At 46.9% G+C, this 24,760-nt stretch carries 31 protein-coding genes and 1 riboswitch; of the genes, 28 read left to right on the top strand and 3 right to left on the bottom strand.

What is annotated here, in order from left to right:
* The 9 genes from sigF (at position 1) to lysA (ending at position 7,265) form a co-directional block, all read left to right on the top strand.
* Positions 1-768 (top strand): RNA polymerase sporulation sigma factor SigF, encoded by a 768-nt coding sequence (gene sigF / locus BXO87_RS14160; RefSeq protein WP_003153348.1) that lies wholly within the window; start codon positions 1-3, stop codon positions 766-768.
* A 126-nt stretch (positions 769-894) separates the two neighbouring features.
* On the top strand, positions 895-1,515 hold the full coding sequence (locus BXO87_RS14165) for a stage V sporulation protein AA (RefSeq protein ID WP_007409412.1): 621 nt from the start codon (positions 895-897) through the stop codon (positions 1,513-1,515).
* Positions 1,505-1,930, top strand: coding sequence for a stage V sporulation protein AB (locus BXO87_RS14170; RefSeq protein ID WP_029326122.1), 426 nt, complete (start codon positions 1,505-1,507; stop codon positions 1,928-1,930). The genes BXO87_RS14165 and BXO87_RS14170 overlap by 11 nt, the downstream gene beginning before the upstream one ends.
* 12 nt (positions 1,931-1,942) lie before the next feature.
* On the top strand, positions 1,943-2,395 hold the full coding sequence (gene spoVAC / locus BXO87_RS14175; RefSeq protein ID WP_003153353.1) for a stage V sporulation protein AC: 453 nt from the start codon (positions 1,943-1,945) through the stop codon (positions 2,393-2,395).
* A gap of 11 nt (positions 2,396-2,406) precedes the next feature.
* Complete coding sequence (gene spoVAD, locus BXO87_RS14180) at positions 2,407-3,423, top strand: stage V sporulation protein AD (protein WP_015240132.1); 1,017 nt, start codon at positions 2,407-2,409, stop codon at positions 3,421-3,423.
* Positions 3,424-3,774: a stage V sporulation protein AE gene (gene spoVAE, locus BXO87_RS14185; protein WP_007409415.1), complete on the top strand. Its 351-nt coding sequence runs from the start codon at positions 3,424-3,426 to the stop codon at positions 3,772-3,774. It abuts the gene before it with no gap.
* Between the two features lie 3 nt (positions 3,775-3,777).
* Positions 3,778-4,386 carry a stage V sporulation protein SpoVABEA gene (spoVAEA, locus tag BXO87_RS14190; RefSeq protein ID WP_029326123.1) on the top strand — a complete coding sequence of 203 codons (609 nt, stop codon included), beginning with the start codon at positions 3,778-3,780 and terminating at the stop codon, positions 4,384-4,386.
* A complete protein-coding gene (locus BXO87_RS14195) occupies positions 4,340-5,821 on the top strand; it encodes a spore germination protein (RefSeq protein ID WP_038459025.1) in 1,482 nt (493 codons plus the stop codon). Before spoVAEA ends, BXO87_RS14195 begins: the two co-directional genes overlap by 47 nt.
* Before the next feature lie 124 nt (positions 5,822-5,945).
* The gene (lysA, locus tag BXO87_RS14200; protein WP_038459023.1) at positions 5,946-7,265 is read left to right on the top strand and encodes a diaminopimelate decarboxylase; all 1,320 of its coding nucleotides are present in this window, start codon (positions 5,946-5,948) and stop codon (positions 7,263-7,265) included.
* Between the two features lie 44 nt (positions 7,266-7,309).
* Here the strand turns inward: lysA and BXO87_RS14205 are convergent, their stop codons facing one another.
* A complete protein-coding gene (locus tag BXO87_RS14205; protein WP_022553018.1) occupies positions 7,310-8,209 on the bottom strand; it encodes a DUF1002 domain-containing protein in 900 nt (299 codons plus the stop codon).
* 284 nt (positions 8,210-8,493) lie between these two features.
* On the opposite strand from BXO87_RS14205, the gene BXO87_RS14210 reads away from it, so the two are divergent.
* The 9 genes from BXO87_RS14210 to ribT all read left to right on the top strand — a co-directional run bounded on the left by BXO87_RS14210 (position 8,494) and on the right by ribT (position 15,155).
* Complete coding sequence (locus tag BXO87_RS14210) at positions 8,494-8,925, top strand: peptidylprolyl isomerase (RefSeq protein ID WP_003153363.1); 432 nt, start codon at positions 8,494-8,496, stop codon at positions 8,923-8,925.
* A gap of 149 nt (positions 8,926-9,074) precedes the next feature.
* Positions 9,075-9,566, top strand: coding sequence for a CcdC protein domain-containing protein (locus BXO87_RS14215; protein ID WP_038459020.1), 492 nt, complete (start codon positions 9,075-9,077; stop codon positions 9,564-9,566).
* Between the two features lie 80 nt (positions 9,567-9,646).
* Positions 9,647-10,222: a signal peptidase I gene (gene lepB, locus BXO87_RS14220; RefSeq protein ID WP_032861567.1), complete on the top strand. Its 576-nt coding sequence runs from the start codon at positions 9,647-9,649 to the stop codon at positions 10,220-10,222.
* A gap of 248 nt (positions 10,223-10,470) precedes the next feature.
* On the top strand, positions 10,471-10,815 hold the full coding sequence (locus tag BXO87_RS14225) for a hypothetical protein (RefSeq protein WP_038459018.1): 345 nt from the start codon (positions 10,471-10,473) through the stop codon (positions 10,813-10,815).
* A gap of 119 nt (positions 10,816-10,934) precedes the next feature.
* Positions 10,935-11,081: riboswitch (FMN riboswitch) on the top strand.
* 131 nt (positions 11,082-11,212) lie between these two features.
* Positions 11,213-12,328, top strand: coding sequence for a bifunctional diaminohydroxyphosphoribosylaminopyrimidine deaminase/5-amino-6-(5-phosphoribosylamino)uracil reductase RibD (gene ribD, locus BXO87_RS14230; protein WP_038459016.1), 1,116 nt, complete (start codon positions 11,213-11,215; stop codon positions 12,326-12,328).
* On the top strand, positions 12,309-12,956 hold the full coding sequence (gene ribE, locus BXO87_RS14235; protein WP_007409425.1) for a riboflavin synthase: 648 nt from the start codon (positions 12,309-12,311) through the stop codon (positions 12,954-12,956). Before ribD ends, ribE begins: the two co-directional genes overlap by 20 nt.
* 14 nt (positions 12,957-12,970) lie before the next feature.
* The gene (locus tag BXO87_RS14240; RefSeq protein WP_038459014.1) at positions 12,971-14,167 is read left to right on the top strand and encodes a bifunctional 3,4-dihydroxy-2-butanone-4-phosphate synthase/GTP cyclohydrolase II; all 1,197 of its coding nucleotides are present in this window, start codon (positions 12,971-12,973) and stop codon (positions 14,165-14,167) included.
* A gap of 32 nt (positions 14,168-14,199) precedes the next feature.
* Positions 14,200-14,664, top strand: a complete 465-nt coding sequence (gene ribH / locus BXO87_RS14245) for a 6,7-dimethyl-8-ribityllumazine synthase (RefSeq protein WP_003153372.1) — start codon at positions 14,200-14,202, stop codon at positions 14,662-14,664.
* Between the two features lie 116 nt (positions 14,665-14,780).
* Entirely contained in the window at positions 14,781-15,155 is a 375-nt protein-coding gene (gene ribT, locus BXO87_RS14250) for a GNAT family N-acetyltransferase RibT (RefSeq protein ID WP_015240122.1), read from the top strand.
* Between the two features lie 65 nt (positions 15,156-15,220).
* On the opposite strand, the gene BXO87_RS14260 is transcribed toward ribT, so the two are convergent.
* Positions 15,221-15,742, bottom strand: coding sequence for a DUF309 domain-containing protein (locus BXO87_RS14260; RefSeq protein WP_007612304.1), 522 nt, complete (start codon positions 15,740-15,742; stop codon positions 15,221-15,223).
* Positions 15,743-15,829: 87 nt separating this feature from the next.
* Complete coding sequence (locus BXO87_RS14265) at positions 15,830-15,919, bottom strand: YjcZ family sporulation protein (RefSeq protein WP_003153376.1); 90 nt, start codon at positions 15,917-15,919, stop codon at positions 15,830-15,832.
* Between the two features lie 207 nt (positions 15,920-16,126).
* Here BXO87_RS14265 and BXO87_RS14270 point away from each other — a divergent pair, with 207 nt between their 5' ends.
* The 10 genes from BXO87_RS14270 to ccsB all read left to right on the top strand — a co-directional run bounded on the left by BXO87_RS14270 (position 16,127) and on the right by ccsB (position 24,694).
* Positions 16,127-16,882 (top strand): segregation/condensation protein A, encoded by a 756-nt coding sequence (locus BXO87_RS14270; RefSeq protein ID WP_007409427.1) that lies wholly within the window; start codon positions 16,127-16,129, stop codon positions 16,880-16,882.
* Complete coding sequence (gene scpB / locus BXO87_RS14275; RefSeq protein ID WP_007409428.1) at positions 16,872-17,465, top strand: SMC-Scp complex subunit ScpB; 594 nt, start codon at positions 16,872-16,874, stop codon at positions 17,463-17,465. The genes BXO87_RS14270 and scpB overlap by 11 nt, the downstream gene beginning before the upstream one ends.
* Positions 17,466-17,554: 89 nt before the next feature.
* The gene (locus BXO87_RS14280; RefSeq protein WP_003153380.1) at positions 17,555-18,040 is read left to right on the top strand and encodes a DUF3907 family protein; all 486 of its coding nucleotides are present in this window, start codon (positions 17,555-17,557) and stop codon (positions 18,038-18,040) included.
* A gap of 112 nt (positions 18,041-18,152) precedes the next feature.
* Positions 18,153-19,304: a D-alanyl-D-alanine carboxypeptidase family protein gene (locus BXO87_RS14285; protein WP_020956018.1), complete on the top strand. Its 1,152-nt coding sequence runs from the start codon at positions 18,153-18,155 to the stop codon at positions 19,302-19,304.
* A complete protein-coding gene (locus BXO87_RS14290) occupies positions 19,292-19,882 on the top strand; it encodes a nucleoside recognition domain-containing protein (RefSeq protein WP_003153385.1) in 591 nt (196 codons plus the stop codon). Before BXO87_RS14285 ends, BXO87_RS14290 begins: the two co-directional genes overlap by 13 nt.
* Positions 19,883-19,886: 4 nt before the next feature.
* Entirely contained in the window at positions 19,887-20,423 is a 537-nt protein-coding gene (gene spmB / locus BXO87_RS14295; protein ID WP_003153387.1) for a spore maturation protein SpmB, read from the top strand.
* A 93-nt stretch (positions 20,424-20,516) separates the two neighbouring features.
* Positions 20,517-21,251: a 23S rRNA pseudouridine(2605) synthase RluB gene (gene rluB / locus BXO87_RS14300; RefSeq protein ID WP_007612296.1), complete on the top strand. Its 735-nt coding sequence runs from the start codon at positions 20,517-20,519 to the stop codon at positions 21,249-21,251.
* An 84-nt stretch (positions 21,252-21,335) separates the two neighbouring features.
* Complete coding sequence (gene resA, locus BXO87_RS14305; RefSeq protein WP_003153391.1) at positions 21,336-21,875, top strand: thiol-disulfide oxidoreductase ResA; 540 nt, start codon at positions 21,336-21,338, stop codon at positions 21,873-21,875.
* Entirely contained in the window at positions 21,872-23,500 is a 1,629-nt protein-coding gene (gene resB / locus BXO87_RS14310) for a cytochrome c biogenesis protein ResB (protein ID WP_038459011.1), read from the top strand. Before resA ends, resB begins: the two co-directional genes overlap by 4 nt.
* A gap of 18 nt (positions 23,501-23,518) precedes the next feature.
* A complete protein-coding gene (gene ccsB, locus BXO87_RS14315) occupies positions 23,519-24,694 on the top strand; it encodes a c-type cytochrome biogenesis protein CcsB (protein ID WP_007409434.1) in 1,176 nt (391 codons plus the stop codon).
* The last annotated feature ends 66 nt before the right edge of the window (positions 24,695-24,760 follow it).

Below are 24,760 nucleotides of genomic sequence, written 5' to 3' on the forward strand. Positions count from 1 at the left end.
ATGGATGTGGAGGTTAAGAAAAACAGCAAAAACGCGCAGCTCAAGGACCATGAAGTCAAAGAATTAATCAAAAAGAGCCAAGAGGGCGACCAGCAGGCAAGAGACCTCCTCATAGAAAAAAACATGCGTCTTGTGTGGTCCGTCGTTCAAAGGTTCTTAAACAGAGGCTATGAGCCGGACGATCTGTTTCAGATCGGCTGTATCGGATTGTTAAAATCCGTTGATAAATTCGATTTGTCCTATGATGTCCGTTTTTCAACTTATGCCGTGCCGATGATTATCGGAGAAATCCAGCGCTTCATCCGCGATGACGGAACCGTCAAAGTATCAAGATCTTTAAAAGAGCTCGGCAATAAAATACGCCGGGCGAAAGATGAACTGTCAAAAACATACGGAAGAGTGCCGACCGTCCAGGAAATCGCGGACCATTTAGAAATTGATGCGGAGGATGTGGTGCTTGCGCAGGAAGCGGTGCGGGCGCCTTCATCCATTCATGAGACCGTGTATGAAAATGACGGAGACCCGATCACCCTGCTTGATCAGATCGCCGATCATTCAGAAGAGAAGTGGTTTGACAAAATCGCCCTCAAGGAAGCGATCAGTGATTTGGAAGAACGGGAAAAACTCATTGTCTATCTGAGATATTATAAAGATCAGACACAGTCGGAAGTAGCCGAAAGGCTCGGGATTTCCCAAGTCCAGGTATCGAGGCTGGAGAAAAAAATATTAAAGCAGATTAAAGTGCAGATGGATCATACGGAAAGCTGACCTTTTACGGGCCGGCTTTTTTTATTTGTGCATCGGTGGTAATTTATGGTCTTTTGTCGCTGATGAATGAGAACAAAAGTGAACCACATACTACATATATAACCACCCGAAAGATGGTGATGCAAGATGGAAAGACGAATATTTCTCAGACTTCGCCACCGCGTGAAGGCTCATACCGGAGATATCATCACAATCGGCGACGCCGCGCAGATCGCGGGACAGCAAAAGCTGAAAAAAAAACTGTCGGCACTGCCGCTGTATAAGGTCACGAAAAAAGACAAAAATATCGTCGTGCTGGACATCATAAAAGTGCTGAAAACCATTCATACCGCTTTTCCCGCTCTTGATGTACAGACCGTCGGCGGCGCTGAAACGATAGTGGAAATCCATTACCAGAAAAAGCAGCTGTCAGCCGTTTTGTTCGTCGGTGTCTGGCTCCTGCTTTTTATCGGTTCATGTCTTGCCATTATGAATTTTCATGAAGATGTCAGTATGAGAGAAGTTCATATCGCCTTATATGAAATCATAACGGGCGAACGGAATGAATATCCGTATCTGCTTCAGATTCCATACAGCATCGGCCTCGGTCTCGGTATGATCGTCTTTTTTAATCACATCTTCAAAAAACGCCTGAATGAAGAGCCAAGCCCGCTGGAAGTCGAGATGTTTAATTATCAGCTTGATCTCGATCACTATGTCGCAATGCACGAAAATGAAGAGACGATGAAAGATCTGCATGATCGTTAGCATTCTTTTCGTTATATTTGTCGGGCTTGGCGGAGGGCTGACCGTGGGTGCGGGCTTTGTGGCTTTTTTAACCGTTATGGGAATCGTCCCCCGCCTTATGCAGCTGACAAAAACAATGCGCTTTGTACAGGCCTACGAAGGAGCTGTTATTTCAGGAGCTGTGTTCGGCGGCTGGGAAACCTTAAATATGAATCATTTTTTTTTATCTGAATGGCTGGCCGTTCCGGTCGGGCTTTTGGCCGGCATGTTTGTCGGCATGCTGGCCGCCGCGCTTACAGAAGTGCTGAACGTGCTTCCCATTCTTGCCAAACGGATCGGCTTCGGCAGCAAAATCATCATATTGCTGATGGCCATTGTGTTCGGCAAAATAGCCGGCTCTTTATTTCATTGGCTGTATTTTATCCATCATTCATAAGGAGGAACCGACGTGACAAACTTAAAAGAAAATTACAAAACAAAAGTGAAAGACTATCAGCCGAAACCGCCATATGTTTGGAATTGCGTCAAAGCCTTTCTGATCGGCGGTTTGATCTGTCTGATCGGGCAGGCTCTTCAAGACTTTTACATCCACTTTTTTAATTTTAATGAAAAAACAGCGGGCAACCCGACGGCCGCCACTCTTATTTTAATTTCCGCCCTTTTGACCGGATTTGGTATTTATGACAGACTCGGGCAGTTTGCCGGAGCGGGTTCAGCCGTGCCGGTGACGGGTTTTGCAAACAGTATGACAAGCGCCGCTCTGGAACACAGAAGTGAAGGACTCGTGCTCGGGGTAGCGACAAACATGTTTAAATTGGCGGGAAACGTCATTGTATTCGGCGTCGTGGCAGCCTATATCGTAGGTCTGATACGGTTTGCTTGTGAAAAACTGTTTTCGTAGGAGGAGAAAAAATGAAATTGACCGGAAAGCAAACCTGGGTGTTTGAAAACCCGTTATTTGTAAATGCGGCGGGGACGGCCGCCGGACCGAAAGAAAAAGACGGCCCGCTCGGTTCGCTGTTTGATAAGACATACGATGAAATGCACTGCAATCAGAAAAACTGGGAAATGGCGGAACGTCAGTTAATGGAAGATGCCATCAACTCCGCTTTGCAAAAACAGAATTTGAAAAAGAGCGATATTGATTTGTTACTCGCGGGGGATCTTTTAAATCAAAATGTGACCGCCAACTACGTCGCCAGACATCTGAAAATTCCGTTCCTCTGTCTGTTCGGCGCCTGTTCGACATCAATGGAAACGATTGCCGTCGCATCCGCGCTCATTGACGGCGGTTTTGCGAACCGGGCGATCGCAGCCACGAGCAGCCATAACGCGACGGCAGAACGGCAATTCCGCAATCCGACGGAGTATGGCGGGCAAAAACCGGATACCGCCACTTCAACGGTCACGGGGGGCGGGGCGGTCATCATCAGCCAAAACCCTTCTGATATCAAGATTACAAGCGCAACAGTGGGAAAAGTAAGCGACCTCGGAATAACAGATCCGTTTGATATGGGATCCGCCATGGCGCCCGCTGCCGCCGACACAATCAAACAGCACCTGCAGGACTTAAACCGCACGGCGGATGATTATGATCTGATTTTAACGGGTGACCTTTCAGGTGTCGGCTCGCCGATCGTGAAAGATTTGCTCAAAGAAGAAGGCTATCCCGTGGGAACGAAACACGATGACTGCGGTCTTCTCATCTATACGCCGGACCAGCAGGTGTTTGCGGGCGGAAGCGGCTGCGCCTGCTCTGCGCTTGTTACGTACACACATATTTTTAATCAATTAAAAGCAGGGACTCTAAACAGGGTACTCGTTGTCGCGACAGGAGCGCTTTTAAGTCCGACAATGATCCAGCAGAAGGAAACCATTCCGACCATCGCGCACGGTGTGGTATTTGAGCGGGCGGGAGGTGCATCATAAATGGAATATCTGTTGGCTTTTGTTTGCGGGGGAATTATATGCATTATCGGTCAGCTGCTGCTTGACATTTTTAAACTGACACCCGCCCATGTGATGACAACTTTTGTCGTCATCGGCGCCTTGTTAGATGGGTTCGGAATATATGACAAATTTATCGAATTCGCGGGCGCGGGCGCGACGGTTCCCATCGTCAGCTTCGGTCACAGCTTATTGCACGGCGCCATGCATCAAGCTCACGAGCATGGATTTATCGGGATCGCCATGGGGATTTTTGAACTTACTTCCGCCGGTATATCTTCAGCGATTTTATTCGCATTTCTTGTAGCCGTTATTTTTAAACCGAAAGGATAATGCCTGATGACGAAACGGAAGGTCATTCTTGTGACAGACGGGGACGTATACGCCGCCAAAACAATTGAATATGCCGCGGAAAAAGCAGGCGGACGGTGTATTTCCCAATCAAAGGGCAATCCGTCAACGAGAAGCGGCCCCGAACTTGTTCAGCTGATTAAAGCCGCGCCGAATGACCCGGTGTTTGTCATGTTTGACGATTCAGGCCTGCAAGGGGAAGGGCCGGGCGAAACGGCGCTGAAATATGTTGCCTCACATCAGGACGTTGAAGTGCTGGGGGTGATTGCGGTCGCTTCTAAGACCCATCAGGCTGAATGGACGAAAGTCGATGTCTCCATTGACCGTGATGGAGAAGTGACGGAGTTTGGCGTCGATAAAACCGGAATGAGAGAAATGGACGAGCACAGAATGAACGGAGATACGGTGTATTGTCTGGATAAATTGGACGTTCCCCTCATTGTGGGCATCGGCGACATAGGAAAGATGGGGAGAAAAGATGACATATCCAAAGGCTCGCCGATCACGATGAAGGCGGTCGAATTCATTTTAGAAAGGAGCGAAAGCCATGCCGGAAAAACCGGAAAACATGATCAAGGTGTACCGGGATCCTAGAAAAAATGAACAATTTTTTAAAGACCGCGTCGGTATGGGAACGAGCTATGATGTCGGCGTCCGCAAAGTTCGAGTATTAGACCGGGAAGTCCAGATTTACTTTGTCAACGGATTAACCGATACTTTGTTTATCATTCATTTAATGGAACAGCTCGTCGACATCAATAATTATGACGAGAATGCGGATGAAGCGATTGATGTTGTTGAAAACAGGCTTGTCAATCAGCAGGTCCAAAAAGTCAAAACGCTCGACGAAGTAACGGATCAGGTGCTTTCCGGACTTGTCGCCGTTATCGTTGAAGACGCGGGCTTCGCCTTTATCGTTGACGTCAGAAGTTACCCCGGACGCACACCTGAAGAACCGGATACGGAAAAGGTCGTCCGCGGAGCAAGAGACGGTTTTATCGAAAATATCGTCATTAATACAGCATTGATCAGAAGACGAATCAGGGACGAAAGGCTCCGCGTCAAAATTACGAAAGTCGGCGAGCGCTCTAAGACCGATCTTGCCATTGTGTATATAGAGGACATCGCGGATCCGGACCTTGTCAGCATCGTCGAAAACGAAGTGAATGCGATTGACATTGACGGATTGACGATGGCTGATAAAACGGTGGAAGAATTCATCGTCAAACAGGGCTACAACCCGTTTCCGATGGTCAGATACACGGAGCGGCCGGATGTGGCCGCCAATCACATTTTGGAAGGGCACGTCATCATCGTCGTTGATACGTCACCGAGCGTGATCATAACGCCGACAACGATTTTTCACCATGTTCAGCATGCGGAAGAATACAGGCAGGCGCCTTCAGTGGGAACATTTTTAAGATGGATCAGGTTCTTCGGTATTATCGCTTCAACGGTCCTGCTTCCGATCTGGTTCCTCTTTGTTCTTGAACCGTCTCTTCTGCCTGAAAGATTGGATTTTATCGGTTTAAATAAAAATACGCATATCCCGATCATTCTGCAAATCTTTTTGGCCGATTTGGGGATTGAGTTTCTCAGGATGGCCGCGATCCATACGCCGACCGCTTTATCCACCGCCATGGGTCTGATTGCGGCGGTGCTGATCGGTCAAATCGCCATAGCGGTGGGGCTGTTTTCAGCAGAAGTGATTCTGTACGTATCGATCGCCGCCATCGGATCATTTACCACGCCGAGCTATGAGCTCAGCCTCGCCAATAAAATGATACGCCTCATCTTAATGGTTCTCGTGGCCATTTTCCAAGTGAAAGGCTTTGTGATAGGCTTTACATTGCTGCTGATCATAATGGCGAATATCCGCTCGTTTCACACGCCGTATTTATGGCCGTTTTTACCGTTTAACGGCAAGGCGCTGTGGCAGGTGCTCGTCCGGACGACAGTGCCGGGAGCCAAAGTCAGGCCGAGCATTGTTCACCCGAAAGACCGTCAAAGACAGCCAAGCGGTTCATAATCGCATTGAAACCGACAGAAGATTATGATATTGTATGTCTTAACTTATACGGGACTTGTATAAGGACAGCTCATAAGAAGCTGTCCTTTTCACCCATATGCGGATCAGAAAGAGGGAATGAGCATTGTTCTTACATGGCACAAGCAGACAAAACAAACTAGGTCATTTGGAAATCGGAGGTGTGGACGCGCTGTATTTAGCGGAGCATTACGGCACGCCTCTTTATGTTTACGATGTGGCTTTAATACGTGAGCGCGCTAAAAGCTTTAAACAGGCATTCATTGACGCGGATTTAAAGGCGCAGGTCGCGTACGCGAGCAAGGCGTTTTCTTCCGTTGCGATGATACAGCTCGCTGAGCAGGAGGGGCTATCATTGGACGTTGTATCCGGCGGAGAGCTGTTTACGGCGGTTGCGGCTGGTTTTCCGGCTGACAGGATTCACTTTCACGGCAATAACAAAAGCGAAGAAGAGCTGAAAATGGCGCTCGATCATCAAATCGGCTGCATTGTCGTTGATAATTTTCATGAAATATCCTTACTCGCGGAACTGTGCCGCAAATCAGGGCGCACAATGGATGTGCTTCTGCGGATCACTCCGGGGGTAGAGGCGCATACGCATGATTATATTACGACGGGACAGGAAGATTCCAAATTCGGTTTTGATCTGCATAACGGGCAAATAGAAAAGGCGATTGAACAAGTATTACAGTCAGACCATATCCGCCTTCTCGGCGTTCACTGCCACATCGGATCACAAATTTTTGATACGGCGGGCTTTGTGCTGGCCGCAGAAAAAATCTTCACAAAACTGAATGAATGGAGAGAATCATTCGGCTTTGTCTCTGAAGTGCTGAATTTAGGGGGCGGCTTTGGCATCCGCTACACGGAGGAAGATGAACCCCTGCATCCCGCCGTTTATGTGGAAAAAATTATCGAAGCGGTAAAAGAAAACGCAGCGCTGCACGCTTTTGACATTCCGGAGATCTGGATTGAACCGGGACGCTCGCTTGTCGGAGACGCCGGAACGACGCTTTATACCATCGGTTCGCAAAAAGAAGTGCCCGGCACCCGTAAATATGCAGCGGTTGACGGGGGCATGAGCGATAATATCCGTCCTGCGCTGTATCAGGCGAAATATGAAGCCGTATCGGCAAACAGAATCGGAGAACACCACGACAAAACGGTATCCATCGCGGGTAAGTGCTGTGAAAGCGGTGATATGCTCATTTGGGATATAGATCTTCCGGAAGTGAAAGAAGGCGATCTTCTCGCCGTTTTCTGCACGGGAGCGTACGGATACAGCATGGCTAACAACTACAACCGCATTCCGCGTCCCGCCGTCGTTTTTGTGGAAGACGGCGAAGCGCATCTTGTCATTAGAAGGGAAACTTATGAAGACATTGTAAAACTGGATCTGCCGTTTAAGACGGGGGTCAAACAATAAATAAAAAAGAGACCGGAACAATGGCGTCCGGTCTCTTTTTGCATTCAGCTGTTAGAACTTGATCCGCTGTCTCCTGTAAATACAGACACGATCGCATTCCAAATCGAAGCGAAGAAATCAATGACTTTTTGAACAAAGCTTTTGCCTTCATCGGATTGAATGAACTTCGTGATTTTGTCTTTTGCCTTGTCAAGCTGGCTGCCGACTTGGCCCCAATCAATCTTGGCATTTTTCATTTTATTAAACAATGAAACGAGCTGATCTTTTTGAGCGTCAGTCAGTGTAATGTTAAGATTTGAAGCCGCATCATCGACCTTTTTCTCGATTCCTTCTTTTGTATCGGGCACACCGTTTTTCGCGAAATCATCTTTAATGTTTGCGATGAGCGCGGAGGCGTTTTTATCCCCGATTTTATCCCCGAGATCTGATGTCGTAACAAGCTCTTGGTTGGCGACCTGTTTTACATCTTCTGAAATCGCTTTGTCTGATGAGACTTCATATGCCTTGATGATTCCCGTTAATGCTGCGGTGCCTGATACCTCAAACGGCGCCGTCACGTATACTTTCGCATCTTTCACTCCTGCTGTCATCAGGGCGTTTAAGTACATTTCATCCGTAATGGAATCGATATTATGGGTCTTAACGTCAAGCCCGGACCCTTTCTTTGCCACCGTGATGGATGATGAAGAGATGGCTCTTGTGCCGATTTGGGCATTCGATATATATTTTCCCAGATATTCATGTTCTTCTTTATTCGTGACCGTCACTTTTGTCGCGTTATCAGGGACATTTAATTCGTCAAGCACTTTCTGACGGTTTTCGTTTGACAGATCCGCCCCCAGTGTGACGATGACATCTCCGACTGCGGCATCGGCCAGGCTGATTTTCGGTATTGTGCACAATACAACGGCCGCCGCCAGCAATCCAATCCACATTTTTTTCAAAGCGGTTAACCTCCTTCTTTTCACAAATGCCGTTTTGAAGCGGTTTGTGAGGGCCTGCGTGAAGCAGTTCCGATACATAGACGGCTGTGAAGCTGTTCTGGTTTCATTTTCTTTCTGCGGAAGCGGGGAGATTCGTTTTCCGGCTGAAGGTGTGGTATAATAGCCGCGAAAAGAAGAGCAGAGGCCTCTTCCTTCAAAAGAATATCAAAAAGAAAGCCGGCTTACAATTGAAATTCATATTGAAGAAGGCTTTGACAAAAAACAATACGGAAGTAGGAATGAGAATGAAAACTGGTTACATCGAAATGGAAAACGGCAGCAGAATCGAATTTGAACTTTATCCGAATGAAGCGCCTAATACAGTCGCTAACTTTGAAAACCTGGCGAATACGGGCTTTTATGACGGCGTTATTTTCCACCGCGTGATTCCGGGCTTTGTCAGCCAAGGCGGAGATCCGACTGGGACAGGCATGGGCGGAAGCGGAAAAACGATCAAATGTGAAACAGAAGGCAATCCGCATAAGCACGAAGCCGGTTCTTTATCAATGGCGCATGCCGGTAAAGATACGGGTTCAAGCCAATTCTTCATCGTACATGAGCCGCAGCCGCATTTAAACGGCGTTCATACTGTATTCGGAAAAGTGACAAGCGGTTTAGAGCATGCGAAAAACATGTCTAACGGAGACAAAATGAAAGAAATCCGTGTAGAAGGATAATGACGGAAAACCCGCCTTTTTCAGGCGGGTTTTTTTATGTATATGAAAATTCTCATGTGTAAATCATGAAAAAATACATATATGAACATCAGCGATCAGTCTGGTATAGTGAAAAAGACCGTTTACAACAATGAAAAGAGGTAGAAACGTTGGTTCAATTGGCAACCGTTTTATTTGTCATTATTATTCTCGCACTTATTATTTGGTTCAGGGTGAAAAAGGGGAACAGGCCGATTAAAGGCGGCGGCTTCGGCATCATTCTCCCGCTTTTAATTATCGCCGTCATTTTTACATTCAGCATCAGCCAGCTCATGAATATCCCGGGAAAGCCGTTTCATTTTCCCGCTCTTTGGGAGCTCGCCATCGCCGGACTGTTAGGCGCGGTATTCGGCGTCATCATGCTGTCGCAAACCGCCTATGAAATCCGGGAAGACGGCTTTGTCTACTCCAAGCGGAATAAAAACTTTAAATATGTCATTATCGCGATTATTGCGATCCGTATCGTGCTCAGCCAATATTTCAAAAGCATTGACGCGGCGGAATTCGCCGTTTTAACGATGGAACTTGCTTTTGTGTATTTGTGCATTTGGCGGATCGGAAGCTTCGTGAAATACCGTAAAATCAGCAGATCCGGCTTATAAAATGAAAAAAATGGATGAGGTGCGGGGCTTATTTGCCCTCTGTGCAGGGATTCATGGTAAAATAAAAACGACCATGGCTAATGGGAGGAAATCACTTGAAATCAGAAAAAGAAAAAACTTCTAAAAAAAGCGCCGTACTTGATTGGGCGAAAGCCATTATCATTGCTGTCGTTCTGGCACTGCTCATCCGAAACTTTTTATTTGCCCCTTATCTCGTTGATGGAAGATCAATGGATCCGACGCTGCATGACCGCGAGAGAATCTTTGTCAATATGACGGTCAAATACATAAGCGACTTCAAACGCGGCCAGATCGTCGTTCTGAACGGAGAAAATGAACACTATGTCAAACGGATTATCGGACTCCCCGGCGACACGGTGCAAATGAAAAACGATCAGCTGTACATCAACGGCAAAAAAGTGTCCGAACCGTATTTAGCGGCAAACAAGCACAAGGCGAAGCAAGACGGCTATGACCGGCTGACAGAAGACTTCGGCCCGGTGAAGGTGCCGGACGACAAATATTTCGTCATGGGTGATAACCGCAGAGAATCTATGGACAGCCGCAACGGCCTCGGTCTTTTTACGAAAAAACAAATAGCGGGTACATCAAAATTCGTCTTCTTCCCGTTTAACGAAATTCGCAAGACGAAATAAACCGTACAGGCAGTTTTCTTCATGAGGAAAACTGCTTTTTTTATATAAATTTATCTTTCCACCCTCAAAAACAGAACATAAATTCGTATATCTATTTAATAGATAGAAAGTTTTACAGATACATGAAACATCTTCCCTTTATGAAACGTTATATGAATAACTCACGCAGGGAAGAACGGTTTTCTATTCATGAACAAAAGGAATATGACATAGTAATGAATAGATTGATACGGGCTGGAGGTAGAAAAATGGGAAGAATTAAAACAAAAGCAGCCATTTTACTTGTACTGCTGCTGTTATTAGCGGGCGGTTATATGGTCATAAACGATATTGAACTGAAAGACGTGCCGACTGCAATCGGACAAACCCTGTCCCAGGAAAAAGAAGAATATACAGTCAAAACATATAAAATTACGAAAATCGAAGGAACTGAGTACCACGGTACGGCAGAAAACGGCACAAAAATCATTTTTAACGGCGACAAGCTGATGCAGGATCTCTCCGATGTGAAAAAGGGAGATAAGATTAAAGCGTATTTCAGCAAATCAAACCGGATTGACGGCTTATTGAAGGTCGTCAAAGTGAACGAATAAATAAAGGCGCCTTTTATGGGAAAAGGGCGCTTTTTATTTTTCTGAATAATTAGGTGCAAATTCATTGCGCCTGCCGCAAAGGATGTTATAATAGCGGATAAGGACAAAAAAATATTGATTGTATCCTTCGGGGCTGGGTGAAAATCCCGACCGGCGGTAATAAGGCGTTTTGCGCTTTACAGCCCGTGACCCGTATGCATCTGTATACGGTGGATTCAGTGAAAAGCTGAAGCCGACAGTGAAAGTCTGGATGGGAGAAGGATGAGAGAAGCTATGCAAAAAATAAACTTACTGTATAGTCTTATTTCCTATGGATTAAAACTGGCAAAGCCCCGAACTGTGTAAACATTCGGGGCTTTTTTGACGCCAAATTGCGTGGAAGAAGGGAGGGATAACGATGGAAGAATATTATATGAATACGGCAATAGAACTTGCCAGACGCGGTGAAGGACAGACACAGTCCAATCCTCTTGTCGGCGCTGTCGTCGCCAAAAACGGACAGATCGTCGGAATGGCCGCCCATTTGCAATACGGAGAAGCGCATGCCGAGGTTCACGCGATTAATATGGCCGGCAGACACGCAAAAGGCGCCGATTTGTATGTGACGCTGGAGCCTTGCAGCCATTACGGAAAAACACCGCCATGCGCCGAACTGATAATAAAGTCGGGGATAAAAAGGGTGTTCATCGCTGTGAAAGATCCGAATCCGCTTGTAGCCGGAAAAGGCATCGGAATGCTGGAAGCAGCGGGCATCGAAGTGAAAACCGGACTTCTCAGGCAGCAGGCAGAAGAGCTGAATAAAATGTTTCTTCACTTCATGCGGACCGGACTTCCGTATGTCACCTTGAAAGCGGCCGCGAGCCTTGACGGGAAAACAGCGACTGAAACCGGTGACAGCAAATGGATTACATCAGAGGCGGCAAGGCTTGATGCCCAGCAATACAGGAAATCGCATCAAAGCATTCTTGTCGGAGCAGGCACAGTCAAAGCTGATAATCCGAGCCTGACCTGCAGGCTTCCTGATGCGGTGAAGCAGCCGGTCAGAGTGATTCTCGATACAAAGCTGACCATTCCTGAAACGGCCAATGTGCTCACTGACGGCGCTGCGCCGACATGGATATTTACGGCCAAAGGTGCAGACGTGCAAAAGAAAGACCGGCTGACCGCACTCGGAATAAAAGTTATTCCGCTGGAAACAGACCGCATTCACGTCCCTGAGGTGCTCAGCATTCTTGCTGAAAAGGGCATAATGTCCGTTTATGTGGAAGGCGGAGCATCCGTACACGGAAGTTTTGTCAAGGAAGGCTGTTTCCAAGAGCTTCATTTCTATTTCGCCCCTAAATTAATCGGAGGAACGCTTGCTCCCAGCTTGATCTCCGGTGAAGGTTTTCAATCAATGAAAGATGTCCCCCATTTACAATTCACACAAATCACCCAAATCGGGCCGGATATAAAACTGACGGCCATACCTAAAGATGGAAAGGATGGTGACGATGTTTACAGGAATCGTTGAAGAAACAGGCACGATCCAAGCAATCAAAAAGACAGGCCTTTCCATGGCATTAACCATCGCCGCTTCAAAAGTGACAAGTGATGTGAAACTTGGCGACAGCATTGCGGTAAACGGCATCTGCCTGACCGTAACCGGATTTTCTGACAATCAATTTACGGTTGATGTCATGCCGGAAACAGTGAAAGCCACTTCGCTGAACGGCTTGTCAAAAGGCAGTAAAGTAAACCTGGAAAGAGCGATGTCCGCCAACGGACGGTTCGGCGGCCACTTTGTATCAGGGCATGTGGACGGAACGGCGGAAATTACGCGGATCGAGAAAAAAAGCAACGCGGTCTATTACGATTTAAAACTTTCGCCGGAATTGACAAAAACGCTCGTATTGAAAGGTTCAATTACGGTAGACGGCGTGAGCCTGACGATTTTCGGTTTATCAGACGAAAGCGTAACGGTATCCATCATTCCGCATACCATCTCAGAAACGATTTTTCAGACGAAAACAGTCGGATCGACCGTAAATATTGAGTGTGACATGATCGGCAAATACTTATACCGCTTTTTGCACAAAACAGAACAAACGAAAAGCAATCAAACTATCACGGAAGCCTTTTTAAGCGAGAACGGCTTTTAGAAAGGAAGATCGATATGTTTCATCCGATAGAAGAGGCGTTAGAGGCGCTGAAAAAAGGTGAAGTCATCATTGTTGTCGATGATGAAGACAGAGAAAACGAAGGAGATTTCGTAGCGCTGGCTGAGCATGCCACGCCGGAAGTGGTTAATTTTATGGCGACCCATGGGAGAGGCCTGATCTGCACGCCGCTGTCTGAAGACATCGCCGGCCGGCTGGATCTTCACCCGATGGTTGATCATAATACGGACTCACATGAGACCGCGTTTACGGTCAGTATTGACCACAGGCTGACAAAAACGGGCATCAGCGCGCAGGAACGATCCTTTACCATTCAGGCGCTGTTGAACGAAGAATCTGTGTCTGACGATTTTCAACGTCCGGGCCACATTTTCCCCTTAATCGCAAAAAAAGGAGGCGTCCTGAAGCGGGCCGGCCATACGGAAGCAGCCGTTGATCTTGCAAAAGCCTGCGGATCTCAGGGGGCGGGCGTCATTTGTGAAATTATGAATGAAGACGGCACAATGGCCAGAGTGCCGGAGTTAGCCGAAATCGCCGAACGCCACCAGCTGAAAATGATTACGATAAAAGACTTAATAGAGTACCGTTACAACATTACGGCACTTGTGAACAGAGAAGTTGATATTAGGCTGCCGACTGACTTCGGCACGTTTAGAGTTTACGGATATACAAACGAGGTTGACGGAAAAGAACATCTCGCCTTTGTCATGGGGGATGTCCTGTTTAACAGCGAACCCGTTCTTGTCAGAGTGCACTCAGAATGCCTGACGGGCGATGTGTTTGCATCCCATCGCTGTGATTGCGGACCTCAGCTTCATGCCGCGCTTGCGCAAATTGCTGAAGAAGGCCGAGGCGTTCTATTGTATTTGCGCCAGGAAGGCAGAGGAATCGGTTTAATCAATAAGCTGAAGGCGTACCGATTGCAGGAACAAGGGTATGACACGGTTGAAGCGAACGAAGCGCTCGGCTTTCTGCCTGATCTGCGCAACTACGGCATCGGCGCCCAGATTCTCCGCGACTTAGGGGTTCAGCATATGAAACTTTTAACCAATAACCCACGGAAAATCGCCGGCCTCGAAGGATACGGTCTCAGCATTTCAGAACGGGTGCCGCTTCAAATGGAAGCGAGTGAGCATAACAAGCAATATTTACAGACCAAAATGAAAAAACTTGGACATCTGCTTCATTTCTAAAAACAAATCTCACAAAAAAGGATGGATAACATATGAATATCATACAAGGAAACCTAGTAGGAACAGGACTTAAAATCGGAATCGTCGTCGGCAGATTTAATGAATTTATAACGAGCAAGCTGTTAAGCGGAGCGGAAGACACGTTGCTTCGCCACGGTGTAGAATCAAACGACATTGACGTCGCTTGGGTGCCGGGAGCGTTTGAAATCCCGTTTGCGGCAAAGAAAATGGCGGAAACGAAAAAATACGATGCCGTCATTACGCTCGGCACGGTTATCAGAGGAGCGACAACGCATTATGACTATGTCTGCAATGAAGCGGCAAAAGGCATTGCCCAGGCGGGAACGGCGACGGGCGTCCCGGTTATCTTCGGCATCGTGACGACTGAAACCATTGAGCAGGCCATCGAACGAGCCGGAACAAAAGCCGGAAATAAGGGAGCGGATTGCGCAGTATCTGCCATTGAAATGGCAAACTTAAACCGTTCATTTGAATAATTTGTTGAAAAGCGTTTAAAACAGCGGCGAAAATGATATAATGTGAGGAAACGGATCGCCTTTATGTATCCGTTTGATAGGACATGAATGGACATTTTGGATATAGAGGGGTTTTTATGTTAATTCGTTATAAAAAATCGTTTGAAAAGATTGCGATGGGTCTTCTGTCATTTATGCCGAATGAAAAAGATCTCAAGCAGCTTCAGCAGACAATAAAGGACTATGAAACGGATACTGGCCGCCAGCTCTTTCTTTGGAAAGAGGATGAAGATATCGTCGGAGCGATCGGAGTCGAAAAAAAGGACTCAGAAGTTGAAATCCGGCATATCAGCGTGAATCCTTCTTACCGCCATCAAGGAATCGGAAAGCAAATGATGGACGCCTTAAAACGTCTGTTCAAAACGGAGGCACTCGTTCCGAATGAATTAACGCAAAGCTTTTTTGAACGCTGTCAACATCAAAAAGATCAGGATATCTCATATAATAACTGACAAATGCTCCCGGAATCTTCACGGTTTCGGGAGCTGTTTTGATATAGAAAAAGCAGGGCTGACCGTCAGCCTCTGCTTTTTTTTCTTCTCTCAATTTCCCGTTCGCGTTCCTTAATGACATCCGTCCTGTCCCGCAGGCGGTGTTTATGAATAAGAAAGGTATCTGATACGCCGTCTTGCCCCCATGTATAGCCCTTTCGGCGGCACTCGGCAAGACATGCTTCTTTCAGGGCTTCATCTGTAATCGGCAGCATAACACTTTTATAAGGCAGGCCCGCTTCTATATCGTCTGCCAGCGTTTCTATCAGCTCAATCAGTTTCGGATGGCTGAGACCGAGAGAACAGACCGCCTGCTTTTCAGACCGGAGAATACGTAAGCTGTTGGCAATCAGCCGTTTCGCCCCGGCTTCATTTCCCCTGCGCTGGTGATACAGAGCGACGGCAAGCTGAATCAGGCCGACCCAATGAATGCTCCGCTTTTCAGCCGGGCTTTCTTTCCAATATTCCTCTAACAGTTCATGACACTCAAAATAATCTCTTGATGCGTGAAATTCGGCCAAAAAGCCGATATAAGCTTTAGGATACAAGCCGCTTCCTCCTTTTATGCTAAAACCAGTGTACCACAGCGCTATGAAAAGGAAAAAAGAGCGGCTTGGTGCCTGAAGCCTGAGGAACTAGCAGATGTAAGATGCTCCTACGACAACGAGCAAAATAAACAGAACGACAATTAATGCAAAACCTCCGCCGAAACAAGCTCCGCTCATGTGAAATCAGCCTCCCTTTGTTTCAAGTTTACACGGCTATCATATGTGCATCCGCCTTTAAAGGTATAGGCGTATATCTTCTTTTTCAGTATTTTCTAAATAACGGAGGACGTATATAAAAGTATTGGACGAGAGCATTTCGGTGGATTATACTAAAGGGTAGCCAGTTTTTCCGGCAATGAGAGTGATATTGAAAATGGTGAGATAATGGTAGAATATCAAGTGAAAATTGATACGTTTGAAGGCCCATTGGACCTGTTGCTTCATCTGATTAACCGTCTTGAAATCGACATATACGACATACCCGTGGCAACCATTACTGAACAATATTTATTATATGTACATACAATGCAAGAGCTTGAACTTGATGTCGCCAGTGAATATCTGGTCATGGCGGCGACGCTTCTCAGCATTAAAAGCAGAATGCTGCTTCCGAAACAAGAGGAAGAGCTGTTTGAAGACGAAATGCTTGAAGAAGAAGACCCACGGGACGAGCTGATTGAAAAGCTGATTGAGTATAGAAAGTATAAAACCGCTGCGAAGGATTTAAAAGAGCGGGAAGAAGAAAGACAAAAGTCATTTACAAAGCCGCCGAGTGATTTAAGTGAGTATGCAAAAGAAATCAAACAGACCGAGCAGAAACTGTCGGTGACCGTTTATGACATGATCGGCGCGTTTCAAAAGGTGCTTCAGCGTAAAAAAATCACGCGGCCGAAAGAAACGACCATTACAAGACAGGAAATACCGATTGAAGACAGAATGAACGAAATCGTAAAAAGCTTAAAAACGGCGGGGAGAAGAATAAACTTCACGGAGCTTTTTCCTTCTCGGCAAAAGGACCATCTCGTCGTGACGTTTTTAGCAGTCCTGGAACTGATGAAAAATCAGCAGATTATCATTGAACAGGAAGAAAACTTTTCAGATATATACATTACGGGGAGTGAATCCATTCATGGCGCTTGATATCGTGAATTGGAAAGCGATTGTGGAAGCCTTGCTGTATGCGGCGGGTGATGAAGGGCTGACCAAAAAGCAATTGGTGACGGTGCTTGAAATAGAAGAAGCGGAACTGGCCGGAATCATGGAAGAAGTGGCCGCTCAGTACAAGGAAGACGACAGAGGCATCGAGCTTACCGAATATGCGGATACGTATATGCTTGGAACGAAAAAAGAATTCGTGCCTTATTTGAAAAAACTAATCGAAGTGCCGTCAAAAGGGCTGTCACAGGCTTCTTTGGAAGTGCTGGCGATCGTCTCGTACAAGCAGCCGATCACACGGGCGGAAATTGAAGATATCCGGGGCGTGAAGTCTGAACGGATTCTGCACAGCCTCGTGTCAAAAGCGCTGCTGTGTGAGGTGGGCCGCGCCGACGGTCCCGGCCGGGCGATTTTATACGGCACGACACCGGTATTTCTTGAACAATTCGGCTTAAAAACATTGGAGGAGCTCCCGCCGCTTCCTGAAAATGCGGAGGAAGACGTTCTCCAGGAGGAAGCCGATTTATTCTTTGAAAACTTCAACCAAACTTTTGAGGATATTAAATAATAATCGTTTTTCATCATACGATAGTAGGGAAAGGCCATTGATGAATGACGCAAATGACGACGTACAAGAGAGGAAGGAAACGGACGGAAATGGGAAATTCGATTGTGAGGGCCCATACTGAAGAAACTGGTGAATTTTTAGCCGAGGTTGTCACGATGGTCAGCAGCTATTTAAATCATACAACATTGCCGGAGATGCGGGCTCAAGGAGAGGCGGATGAGGCATACTGCCGCGACGTGCTCAGTGTGCTGAGGAGGATGACCGTCTTTTGCGAAGGCGCCCAGGAAGCCTGCAGGCGGCTTTTAATGCAGGAGCCGTTTCATGAGGTGAGAGCGGAAAAAACGCTGTATAAAGTGTATCATCAGTGCGTGGAAGAGTTTTTCATGCCGAAAAAGGATACATGGTACGAAAACAGCCGCGCCGCTTATACAGGCCAAAGCGCGATTGAATTCTACCAGCAAGTGCCGGACTCGCTGCGGAGCCTTCTGCTTTCGCTCAGCAGTGAATTTCTGCGCATGCGGGAAGAATTAGCGCAATATGAAGCATCAGGCTCAAATATGGCATCAGTCAGATAAAAACTCTTCCTTTTGGGAGAGTTTTTTTATGTGAAAGTGACGCAATTGGTATTCATAAGTCATGGACATGCGCATAAACTTGTACAAACCCACAACAAGGACGTGAGCATTCATGCGCTTTCTCAAAAAAGCTGCCGTATTTCTTTTGACTTTTGTTATTCTTTTTTCCATTACAGACGGCAATACGGCACATGCCCAAATACATGTCAGCGCAAAAAGCGCGATTATAATCGACGGAGCATCTGGCAGGGTGTTATTCGCCAAGGATGAACATCATAAGCGGCGGATTGCAAGCATTACGAAAATCATGACGGCGGTGCTGGCGATTGAATCAGGGAAGATGGAAGAGACCGTGACGGTTTCCCCGAATGCCGTAAAAACGGAAGGCTCAGCCATTTATCTTCAGCCGGGACAAAAAGTGAAGCTGAAAGATCTCGTATACGGGCTTATGCTGAGATCAGGAAATGACGCCGCTGCAGCAATAGCTGAATATGTCGGCGGAAGCCTTGACGGTTTTGTATTTATGATGAACAAAAAAGCCGAGCAAATCGGGATGGAAAATACAAAATTTCAAAATCCGCACGGACTGGACGACCATGAAAATTTATATTCAACGGCGTATGACATGGCGCTTTTGACTAAATACGCGATGAAAATCAAGGAATACCGGACCGTTTCAGGCACAAAAGTGTATAAGGCGGAAACGATGGACCGGGTATGGAAAAATAAAAACAAGCTTCTCACAGGGCTCTACCGTTACAGCACAGGCGGAAAAACAGGTTACACAAAAATCGCGAAACGGACGCTCGTCTCGACGGCCTCAAAAGACGGTACGGATCTCATCGCGGTCACCATAAATGATCCGGATGATTGGGATGATCATATGAATATGTTTAATTATGTCTTTGATCACTATAAAACCTATGTCGTCGCCAAAAAAGGCGGCATTCCGAAGCTGAAAAAGACGTTTTACGGAAAGCGCGCTTTTATTGCCCGGGATGTCAAATATTTGTTAAAAGAGGATGAAATCGACGATGTGAAAATCCGCACAACCTTAATAAAACCGAAAAAAGCCTGGAAAAAGGACGCCTCTCTCATTCCTGATGTCGTCGGCCGGATGACTGTTATGCATGATGGGAAAGTGATCGCCAAGATTCCCGTCTATTATGAAAACGAGCGCCATAAAAAACCGAAAAAGCATTTCATTGAGACGTTTACGAGCCTGTTTATGAGCGCGGCGGGCGGTTCGTCATGGTCAATTTAATCTGGGTATGTCTGACGGTAATCGGACTTGTCTTTGCGATGTTTAACGGTACCTTGCAGGATGTGAATGAAGCCGTTTTTAAAGGAGCGAAAGAAGCGGTTACGATCTCGTTCGGATTAATGAGCGTTCTCGTGTTCTGGCTCGGCCTGATGAAAATAGCCGAGCAGTCCGGCCTTTTGGATATATTCAGCAGAATGTGCCGCCCGTTTATTTCTAAGCTGTTTCCCGATATTCCCCCTGATCATCCGGCGATGGGATACATCTTATCAAATCTCATGGCAAACTTTTTCGGACTGGGAAATGCGGCGACACCGCTCGGCATTAAAGCCATGGAGCAGATGAAAAAGCTGAATGGAGGTAAGTCTGAGGCCAGCCGTTCCATGATTACCTTTTTGGCGGTAAATACTTCGAGTATTACATTGATACCGACAACCGTCATTGCCGTGCGCATGGCTTACTCGGCGAAATCACCGACCGATATCGTCGGGCCGACCATCTTAGCGACTTTAATTTCGGGAATCGGCGCGATTTTCATTGACCGCTACTTCTGGTACCGCCGCAAAAGAAAAGGGAGGTAAGCGAATGGAAATGGTGAATTGGCTGTCTTTAGCCATGATTCCGATTATTATCGCCGGTATATTGATATACGGCACGATCAAAAAAGTGCCGACGTATGAATCATTCGTTGAAGGCGGAAAAGAAGGAATTGAGATTGCGTTTTCCATCATTCCGTATTTGGTCGGGATGCTGGTGGCGATTACCGTATTCCGGGCCTCGGGCGCGCTGGATTTTGTCATGGGGCTGTGCAAGCCTTTCTTTACAGCGCTCGGAATTCCCGCAGAAGTCGTGCCGCTTGCTCTGATCCGCCCGATTTCGGGGACGGCGGCGCTCGGCATGACGACAGATCTGATCGCCGTGTACGGGCCTGATTCATTTATCGGCAGGCTGGCTTCGGTCATGCAGGGATCGACTGACACGACGCTGTATGTCCTGACGGTGTATTTCGGGGCGGTCGGCATCAAAAAAATGGGGGATGCTTTAAAGGTTGGTCTTCTTGCTGATTTGATCGGGGTGGTTGCATCCATCATCATAGTTACGTTATTATTTGGAAGCGCCTGAAATCAGGCGCTTTTTATATATCAAAATAACTCTCCTTGAAAAAGCTTGTTTGTTCAGGGGGAAAAAAGTAAGATTATACTTGAGGTGAACGACATGGAAAGACTGCAAAAAGTTATTGCTCATGCCGGCGTGGCATCACGCAGAAAGGCGGAAGAGCTGATAAAAGAAGGAAAAGTAAAGGTGAATGGAAAAGTAATAACAGAGCTCGGCGTAAAAGTGACCGGTTCTGATCAGATTGAAGTAAACGGATTAAAGGTGGAGCGGGAAGAACCCGTGTACTTTCTGCTTTATAAACCGAGAGGAGTGATCTCAGCAGCTGATGACGACAAAGGGCGGAAAGTGGTGACCGACTTTTTCAAAGAAGTGCCGCAGCGCATTTATCCGATCGGCAGGCTTGATTATGATACGAGCGGACTTTTATTGCTGACAAATGACGGCGAGTTTGCCAACAAACTCATGCATCCGAAATACGAAATTGATAAGACGTACGTCGCCAAAGTGAAGGGAATTCCTTCCAAGGAACTTCTGAGAAAGCTTGAGCGCGGCATTCAGCTTGAAGAAGGCAAGACGGCGCCGGCCAGAGCGAAAATGCTTTCCCTGGACAAAAGAAAGCAGACGAGCATCATTCAGCTGACGATTCATGAAGGACGGAACAGACAGGTCCGCCGCATGTTCGAGGCGATCGGTCATGACGTGCTGAAACTAAAACGTGAAGAATACGCATTTTTAGATTTAAGAGGCCTGCGCACAGGAGACGCAAGAGAATTGTCGCCGCATGAGGTGAAAAGGCTGCGGGCTTTAGCTGAACACGGTAAAAACGCTTTCTAATTTTCACATAACCTTCAAAAATTACAAAACGTGTTGATGATATAATTGAATGGATTTGCAGGCAGGGGAGGGGAGCAGTGTACAATGAACAAAAAACGGCGGCGTTTATTCATTCGGACCGGCATCCTTCTCATCTTACTCTGCGCGCTCGGATATACCATCTATAATGCTGTTTACACAAACGGCGAGCGTATATCTGAGGGGTCCAAAGCCCCGAATTTCGCGCTGAAAGATACAGAGGGCAGACTCATAGAACTGAGTCAGTTAAAAGGAAAAGGCGTTTTTCTGAATTTCTGGGGAACGTGGTGCGAGCCGTGCAAGCAGGAATTTCCCTACATGGAGAATCAATACAAGCATTTTAAAGACCTCGGTGTCGAGGTGGTTGCGGTAAATGTCGGCGAATCAAAGATTGCAGTACATAATTTTATGAAAACATACGGCGTCAATTTCCCGGTTGCGCTCGATACTGACCGGCAAGTGCTGGACGCGTACGGCGTATCACCTATTCCGACGACATTTTTGATCAATCCCGACGGAAAAGTCGTGAAAGTGGTGACCGGCACGATGACAGAACGCATGGTTCATGACTATATGAATTTAATTAAGCCGGAGGCGTCTTCATGAAAAAGGTCAAATGTGAATGCGGGCACGTGAATCCAGCCGGGACGGTTTTGTGCGAGTCGTGCGGGAAGCCGCTTGATGATCAAAAATCGCTGCTTGCGGATATGCGGTACGACGGCAGCGCAAGGCGTTCGCAAACATATAACAAAACAATCGTAGATAAGGTATGGAACTTCTTTTCTTCCGTAAAAGTCGGAATATGGCTGATTGTCATTACTCTGGCGGCCTCTGCTTTCGGCACGGTTTTTCCGCAGGAAGCTTATCTGCCGCCGGGCGCCCAGCCGGATACATATTATGAACAGCAGTATGGCATAATCGGTCAACTGTACTATCTGCTGGGATTTCATCACCTGTACGGCTCATGGTGGTATATGCTCCTGATCGCATCCATTGGCATATCACTGGTCATCTGCAGCCTGGATCGGGTGATTCCTTTGTACAGAGCGCTGAAAAATCAAGGAGTTCGGCGGAATCCGATCTTTTTGAAGAGGCAGCGTCTATACAGCCGGACAGAAACCGAGCTGAGCGGGGATGCGGCTGATGGCATCAGAACACGATTGAAAAAAAAGCATTATAGAGTGCGAGAACAAGAGAGAAGCATTCTGGCGGAAAAAGGCCGTTTTTCAAGGTGGGGGCCCTACGTCAATCATATCGGTCTGATCATTTTTCTGATCGGAGCCATGCTGAGATTTGTACCCGGTATGTATGTCGATGAAACGCTCTGGGTCCGTGAAGGCGAAACCGCTCAGATCCCCGGTACTGATGGCAAGTATTACTTAAAAAACAACCGGTTCACGATGCAGACATATAACAAAGACACTGAGAAAAAAGTATTCGCCGACGCCATTGATAGAGCCGGAAACGGCAAAGTCGCCAAATCCTTCACAACGGACGCGGTTTTGTACAAGAGGGAAGGCGACATTGTATTCGGCGAAAAGCCGAAGCTTAAAAGAGTCAAAGAAAACAATATCCGCGTCAATGAACCGCTTCGCTTTGACTCCTATTCTGTGTATCAGGTGGACTATAAAGAAAACCAGCTCGATCAGATGGTATTTCAGCTGATCGACCAAAAAACAAAACAGTCATTCGGCAAACTGAAGATCAATCTTCTTGATCCCGACACGGACTATGATCTTGGTAACGGTTACAAAGTGCAGATCGCCAGTTATCTTCCTGATTTTTATTTTAACAAGGACGGAGAACCGAGCACGAAAACGAAGGTTCCTAACAATCCGGCTTTTGTCTTTAAAATCACGGCTCCTGACAAGCCGAAAGGGGAGAAAAGTTTTGTTGCGATTCAGCAGACTGTTGAAGGTTCCGAAAGTAACAAGTACAAATTAAAATTCGACCATGTGGAAACGAAAAACATTACAGGACTCACCGTCAGAAAAGACTTAACCTTATGGGTGCTTGCCGTCGGCGGCGCGATCTTTATGATCGGCGTCATTCAAGGAATGTACTGGCAGCACAGAAGGATCTGGATCAAAACAGGTGATCATGAAGTGCTTGTGGCGGGACATACGAACAAAAACTGGTTCGGTCTGAAAAAAGATATCGAATTTGTTCTTAGCGGGACCGGGATTCAAGAGCCGGCCGATCAAAAAGAATTGGCCAAAAATCAGGCCTAGTGAAAAAGGAGTGGTGTCATGGCGGAGCTGAGCGCAAATTTTCTTTATGCTGCCTTTTTGATTTATTTAATTGCCGTCCCGGTTTTCGGCGGCGCCATCCGGGGAACAAAAGGTGCTAAGGACGGTAAGGGCCGCTGGTCGGCTATCGGAATCACGTTAACCATTTTCGGATTTCTTTGTCATCTCGGCTACTTCATTGCGAGATGGTCGGCAAGCGGACATGCGCCTGTCAGCAATATGTTTGAATTTACGACGTCATTCGGCATGATGCTTGTTCTCGCTTTTATTATTATTTACTTTATTTACAGACTGCCTTCATTAGGCATGTTCACATTGTCTATCGCGCTTTTGCTTATCGCGTATGCAAGCATGTTTCCGACAGACATTACACCGCTTATTCCGTCACTGCAGAGCAATTGGCTGTACATTCACGTCACGACGGCGGCGCTTGGGCAGGCGATTCTTGCGATCAGTTTTGTAGCCGGCGTCATTTTCCTGTTAAAGCATGTCGACCAATCCAGACCGGGCAAAAAAACGTTCTGGCTTGAAGTCATCATGTTTATACTCGTGACGACCGTGGCATTTATCGCCGTCACGTCGGCATTCCGGCTGGCGGACTACAAAGCTGAATTTAATTGGGTGGATAAAAAAGAAGCCAAAAGCGTCATGATATATGATATGCCTGCGCTTGTCGGCCCGCATGAGGGAGAACTGCTTACGGAAGGCGCAATGAAGCCGCTTATTGAGCTTCCGGCCATTTTTTCAGGCAGAAAGGTCAATACGGTGATCTGGTCGTTTGGCGCAGGTCTCGTTTTATACGGTGCGCTCAGGCTGATATTCAGAAAGAGAATCAGCGCTCTTATCAGCCCGCTCGTCAAAAATGTGAATCTGGACTTGGTCGATGAAGTCGGCTACCGCGCTGTTTCCATCGGTTTTCCGGTATTCACACTCGGCGCGCTTGTGTTTGCGATGATTTGGGCGCAGCTTGCATGGACGCGTTTTTGGGGCTGGGACCCGAAGGAAGTATGGGCGCTGATCACCTTTTTATTTTACGCAGCGTATTTGCACTTGCGGCTGTCAAGAGGCTGGCATGGCGAAAAGTCCGCGTGGCTTGCCGTCATCGGCTTCGCCATTATTATGTTTAACTTAATTTTTGTGAATCTCGTGCTTGCCGGACTTCATTCGTACGCATAGATGCAAAAAGCCGATACAGTTCTCAAGCTGCCGCACAGTTTGTTAAAATGAAAGTAACAGAAGGAA

Origin of the sequence: Bacillus sp. GZB (assembly GCF_001975995.1) — a bacterium.
Lineage (GTDB): Bacteria > Bacillota > Bacilli > Bacillales > Bacillaceae > Bacillus > Bacillus velezensis.

Excerpts from the sequence above, each read along its gene's own strand:
- BXO87_RS14165 (WP_007409412.1), top strand. The coding sequence starts at position 895 with ATGGAAAGACGAATATTTCTCAGACTTCGCCACCGCGTGAAGGCTCAT.
- spmB (WP_003153387.1), top strand. The coding sequence starts at position 19,887 with ATGGAAATGGTGAATTGGCTGTCTTTAGCCATGATTCCGATTATTATC.
- BXO87_RS14280 (WP_003153380.1), top strand. The coding sequence starts at position 17,555 with ATGGGAAATTCGATTGTGAGGGCCCATACTGAAGAAACTGGTGAATTT.
- BXO87_RS14290 (WP_003153385.1), top strand. The coding sequence starts at position 19,292 with ATGGTCAATTTAATCTGGGTATGTCTGACGGTAATCGGACTTGTCTTT.
- BXO87_RS14170 (WP_029326122.1), top strand. The coding sequence starts at position 1,505 with ATGATCGTTAGCATTCTTTTCGTTATATTTGTCGGGCTTGGCGGAGGG.
- ribD (WP_038459016.1), top strand. The coding sequence starts at position 11,213 with ATGGAAGAATATTATATGAATACGGCAATAGAACTTGCCAGACGCGGT.
- scpB (WP_007409428.1), top strand. The coding sequence starts at position 16,872 with ATGGCGCTTGATATCGTGAATTGGAAAGCGATTGTGGAAGCCTTGCTG.
- ccsB (WP_007409434.1), top strand. The coding sequence starts at position 23,519 with ATGGCGGAGCTGAGCGCAAATTTTCTTTATGCTGCCTTTTTGATTTAT.
- lepB (WP_032861567.1), top strand. The coding sequence starts at position 9,647 with ATGGGAGGAAATCACTTGAAATCAGAAAAAGAAAAAACTTCTAAAAAA.
- ribT (WP_015240122.1), top strand. The coding sequence starts at position 14,781 with ATGTTAATTCGTTATAAAAAATCGTTTGAAAAGATTGCGATGGGTCTT.
- BXO87_RS14240 (WP_038459014.1), top strand. The coding sequence starts at position 12,971 with ATGTTTCATCCGATAGAAGAGGCGTTAGAGGCGCTGAAAAAAGGTGAA.
- BXO87_RS14270 (WP_007409427.1), top strand. The coding sequence starts at position 16,127 with ATGGTAGAATATCAAGTGAAAATTGATACGTTTGAAGGCCCATTGGAC.
- resB (WP_038459011.1), top strand. The coding sequence starts at position 21,872 with ATGAAAAAGGTCAAATGTGAATGCGGGCACGTGAATCCAGCCGGGACG.
- rluB (WP_007612296.1), top strand. The coding sequence starts at position 20,517 with ATGGAAAGACTGCAAAAAGTTATTGCTCATGCCGGCGTGGCATCACGC.
- ribH (WP_003153372.1), top strand. The coding sequence starts at position 14,200 with ATGAATATCATACAAGGAAACCTAGTAGGAACAGGACTTAAAATCGGA.
- spoVAE (WP_007409415.1), top strand. The coding sequence starts at position 3,424 with ATGGAATATCTGTTGGCTTTTGTTTGCGGGGGAATTATATGCATTATC.
- BXO87_RS14195 (WP_038459025.1), top strand. The coding sequence starts at position 4,340 with ATGCCGGAAAAACCGGAAAACATGATCAAGGTGTACCGGGATCCTAGA.
- resA (WP_003153391.1), top strand. The coding sequence starts at position 21,336 with ATGAACAAAAAACGGCGGCGTTTATTCATTCGGACCGGCATCCTTCTC.
- spoVAD (WP_015240132.1), top strand. The coding sequence starts at position 2,407 with ATGAAATTGACCGGAAAGCAAACCTGGGTGTTTGAAAACCCGTTATTT.
- BXO87_RS14210 (WP_003153363.1), top strand. The coding sequence starts at position 8,494 with ATGAAAACTGGTTACATCGAAATGGAAAACGGCAGCAGAATCGAATTT.
- BXO87_RS14285 (WP_020956018.1), top strand. The coding sequence starts at position 18,153 with ATGCGCTTTCTCAAAAAAGCTGCCGTATTTCTTTTGACTTTTGTTATT.
- BXO87_RS14265 (WP_003153376.1), bottom strand. The coding sequence starts at position 15,919 with ATGAGCGGAGCTTGTTTCGGCGGAGGTTTTGCATTAATTGTCGTTCTG.
- ribE (WP_007409425.1), top strand. The coding sequence starts at position 12,309 with ATGTTTACAGGAATCGTTGAAGAAACAGGCACGATCCAAGCAATCAAA.
- sigF (WP_003153348.1), top strand. The coding sequence starts at position 1 with ATGGATGTGGAGGTTAAGAAAAACAGCAAAAACGCGCAGCTCAAGGAC.
- BXO87_RS14225 (WP_038459018.1), top strand. The coding sequence starts at position 10,471 with ATGGGAAGAATTAAAACAAAAGCAGCCATTTTACTTGTACTGCTGCTG.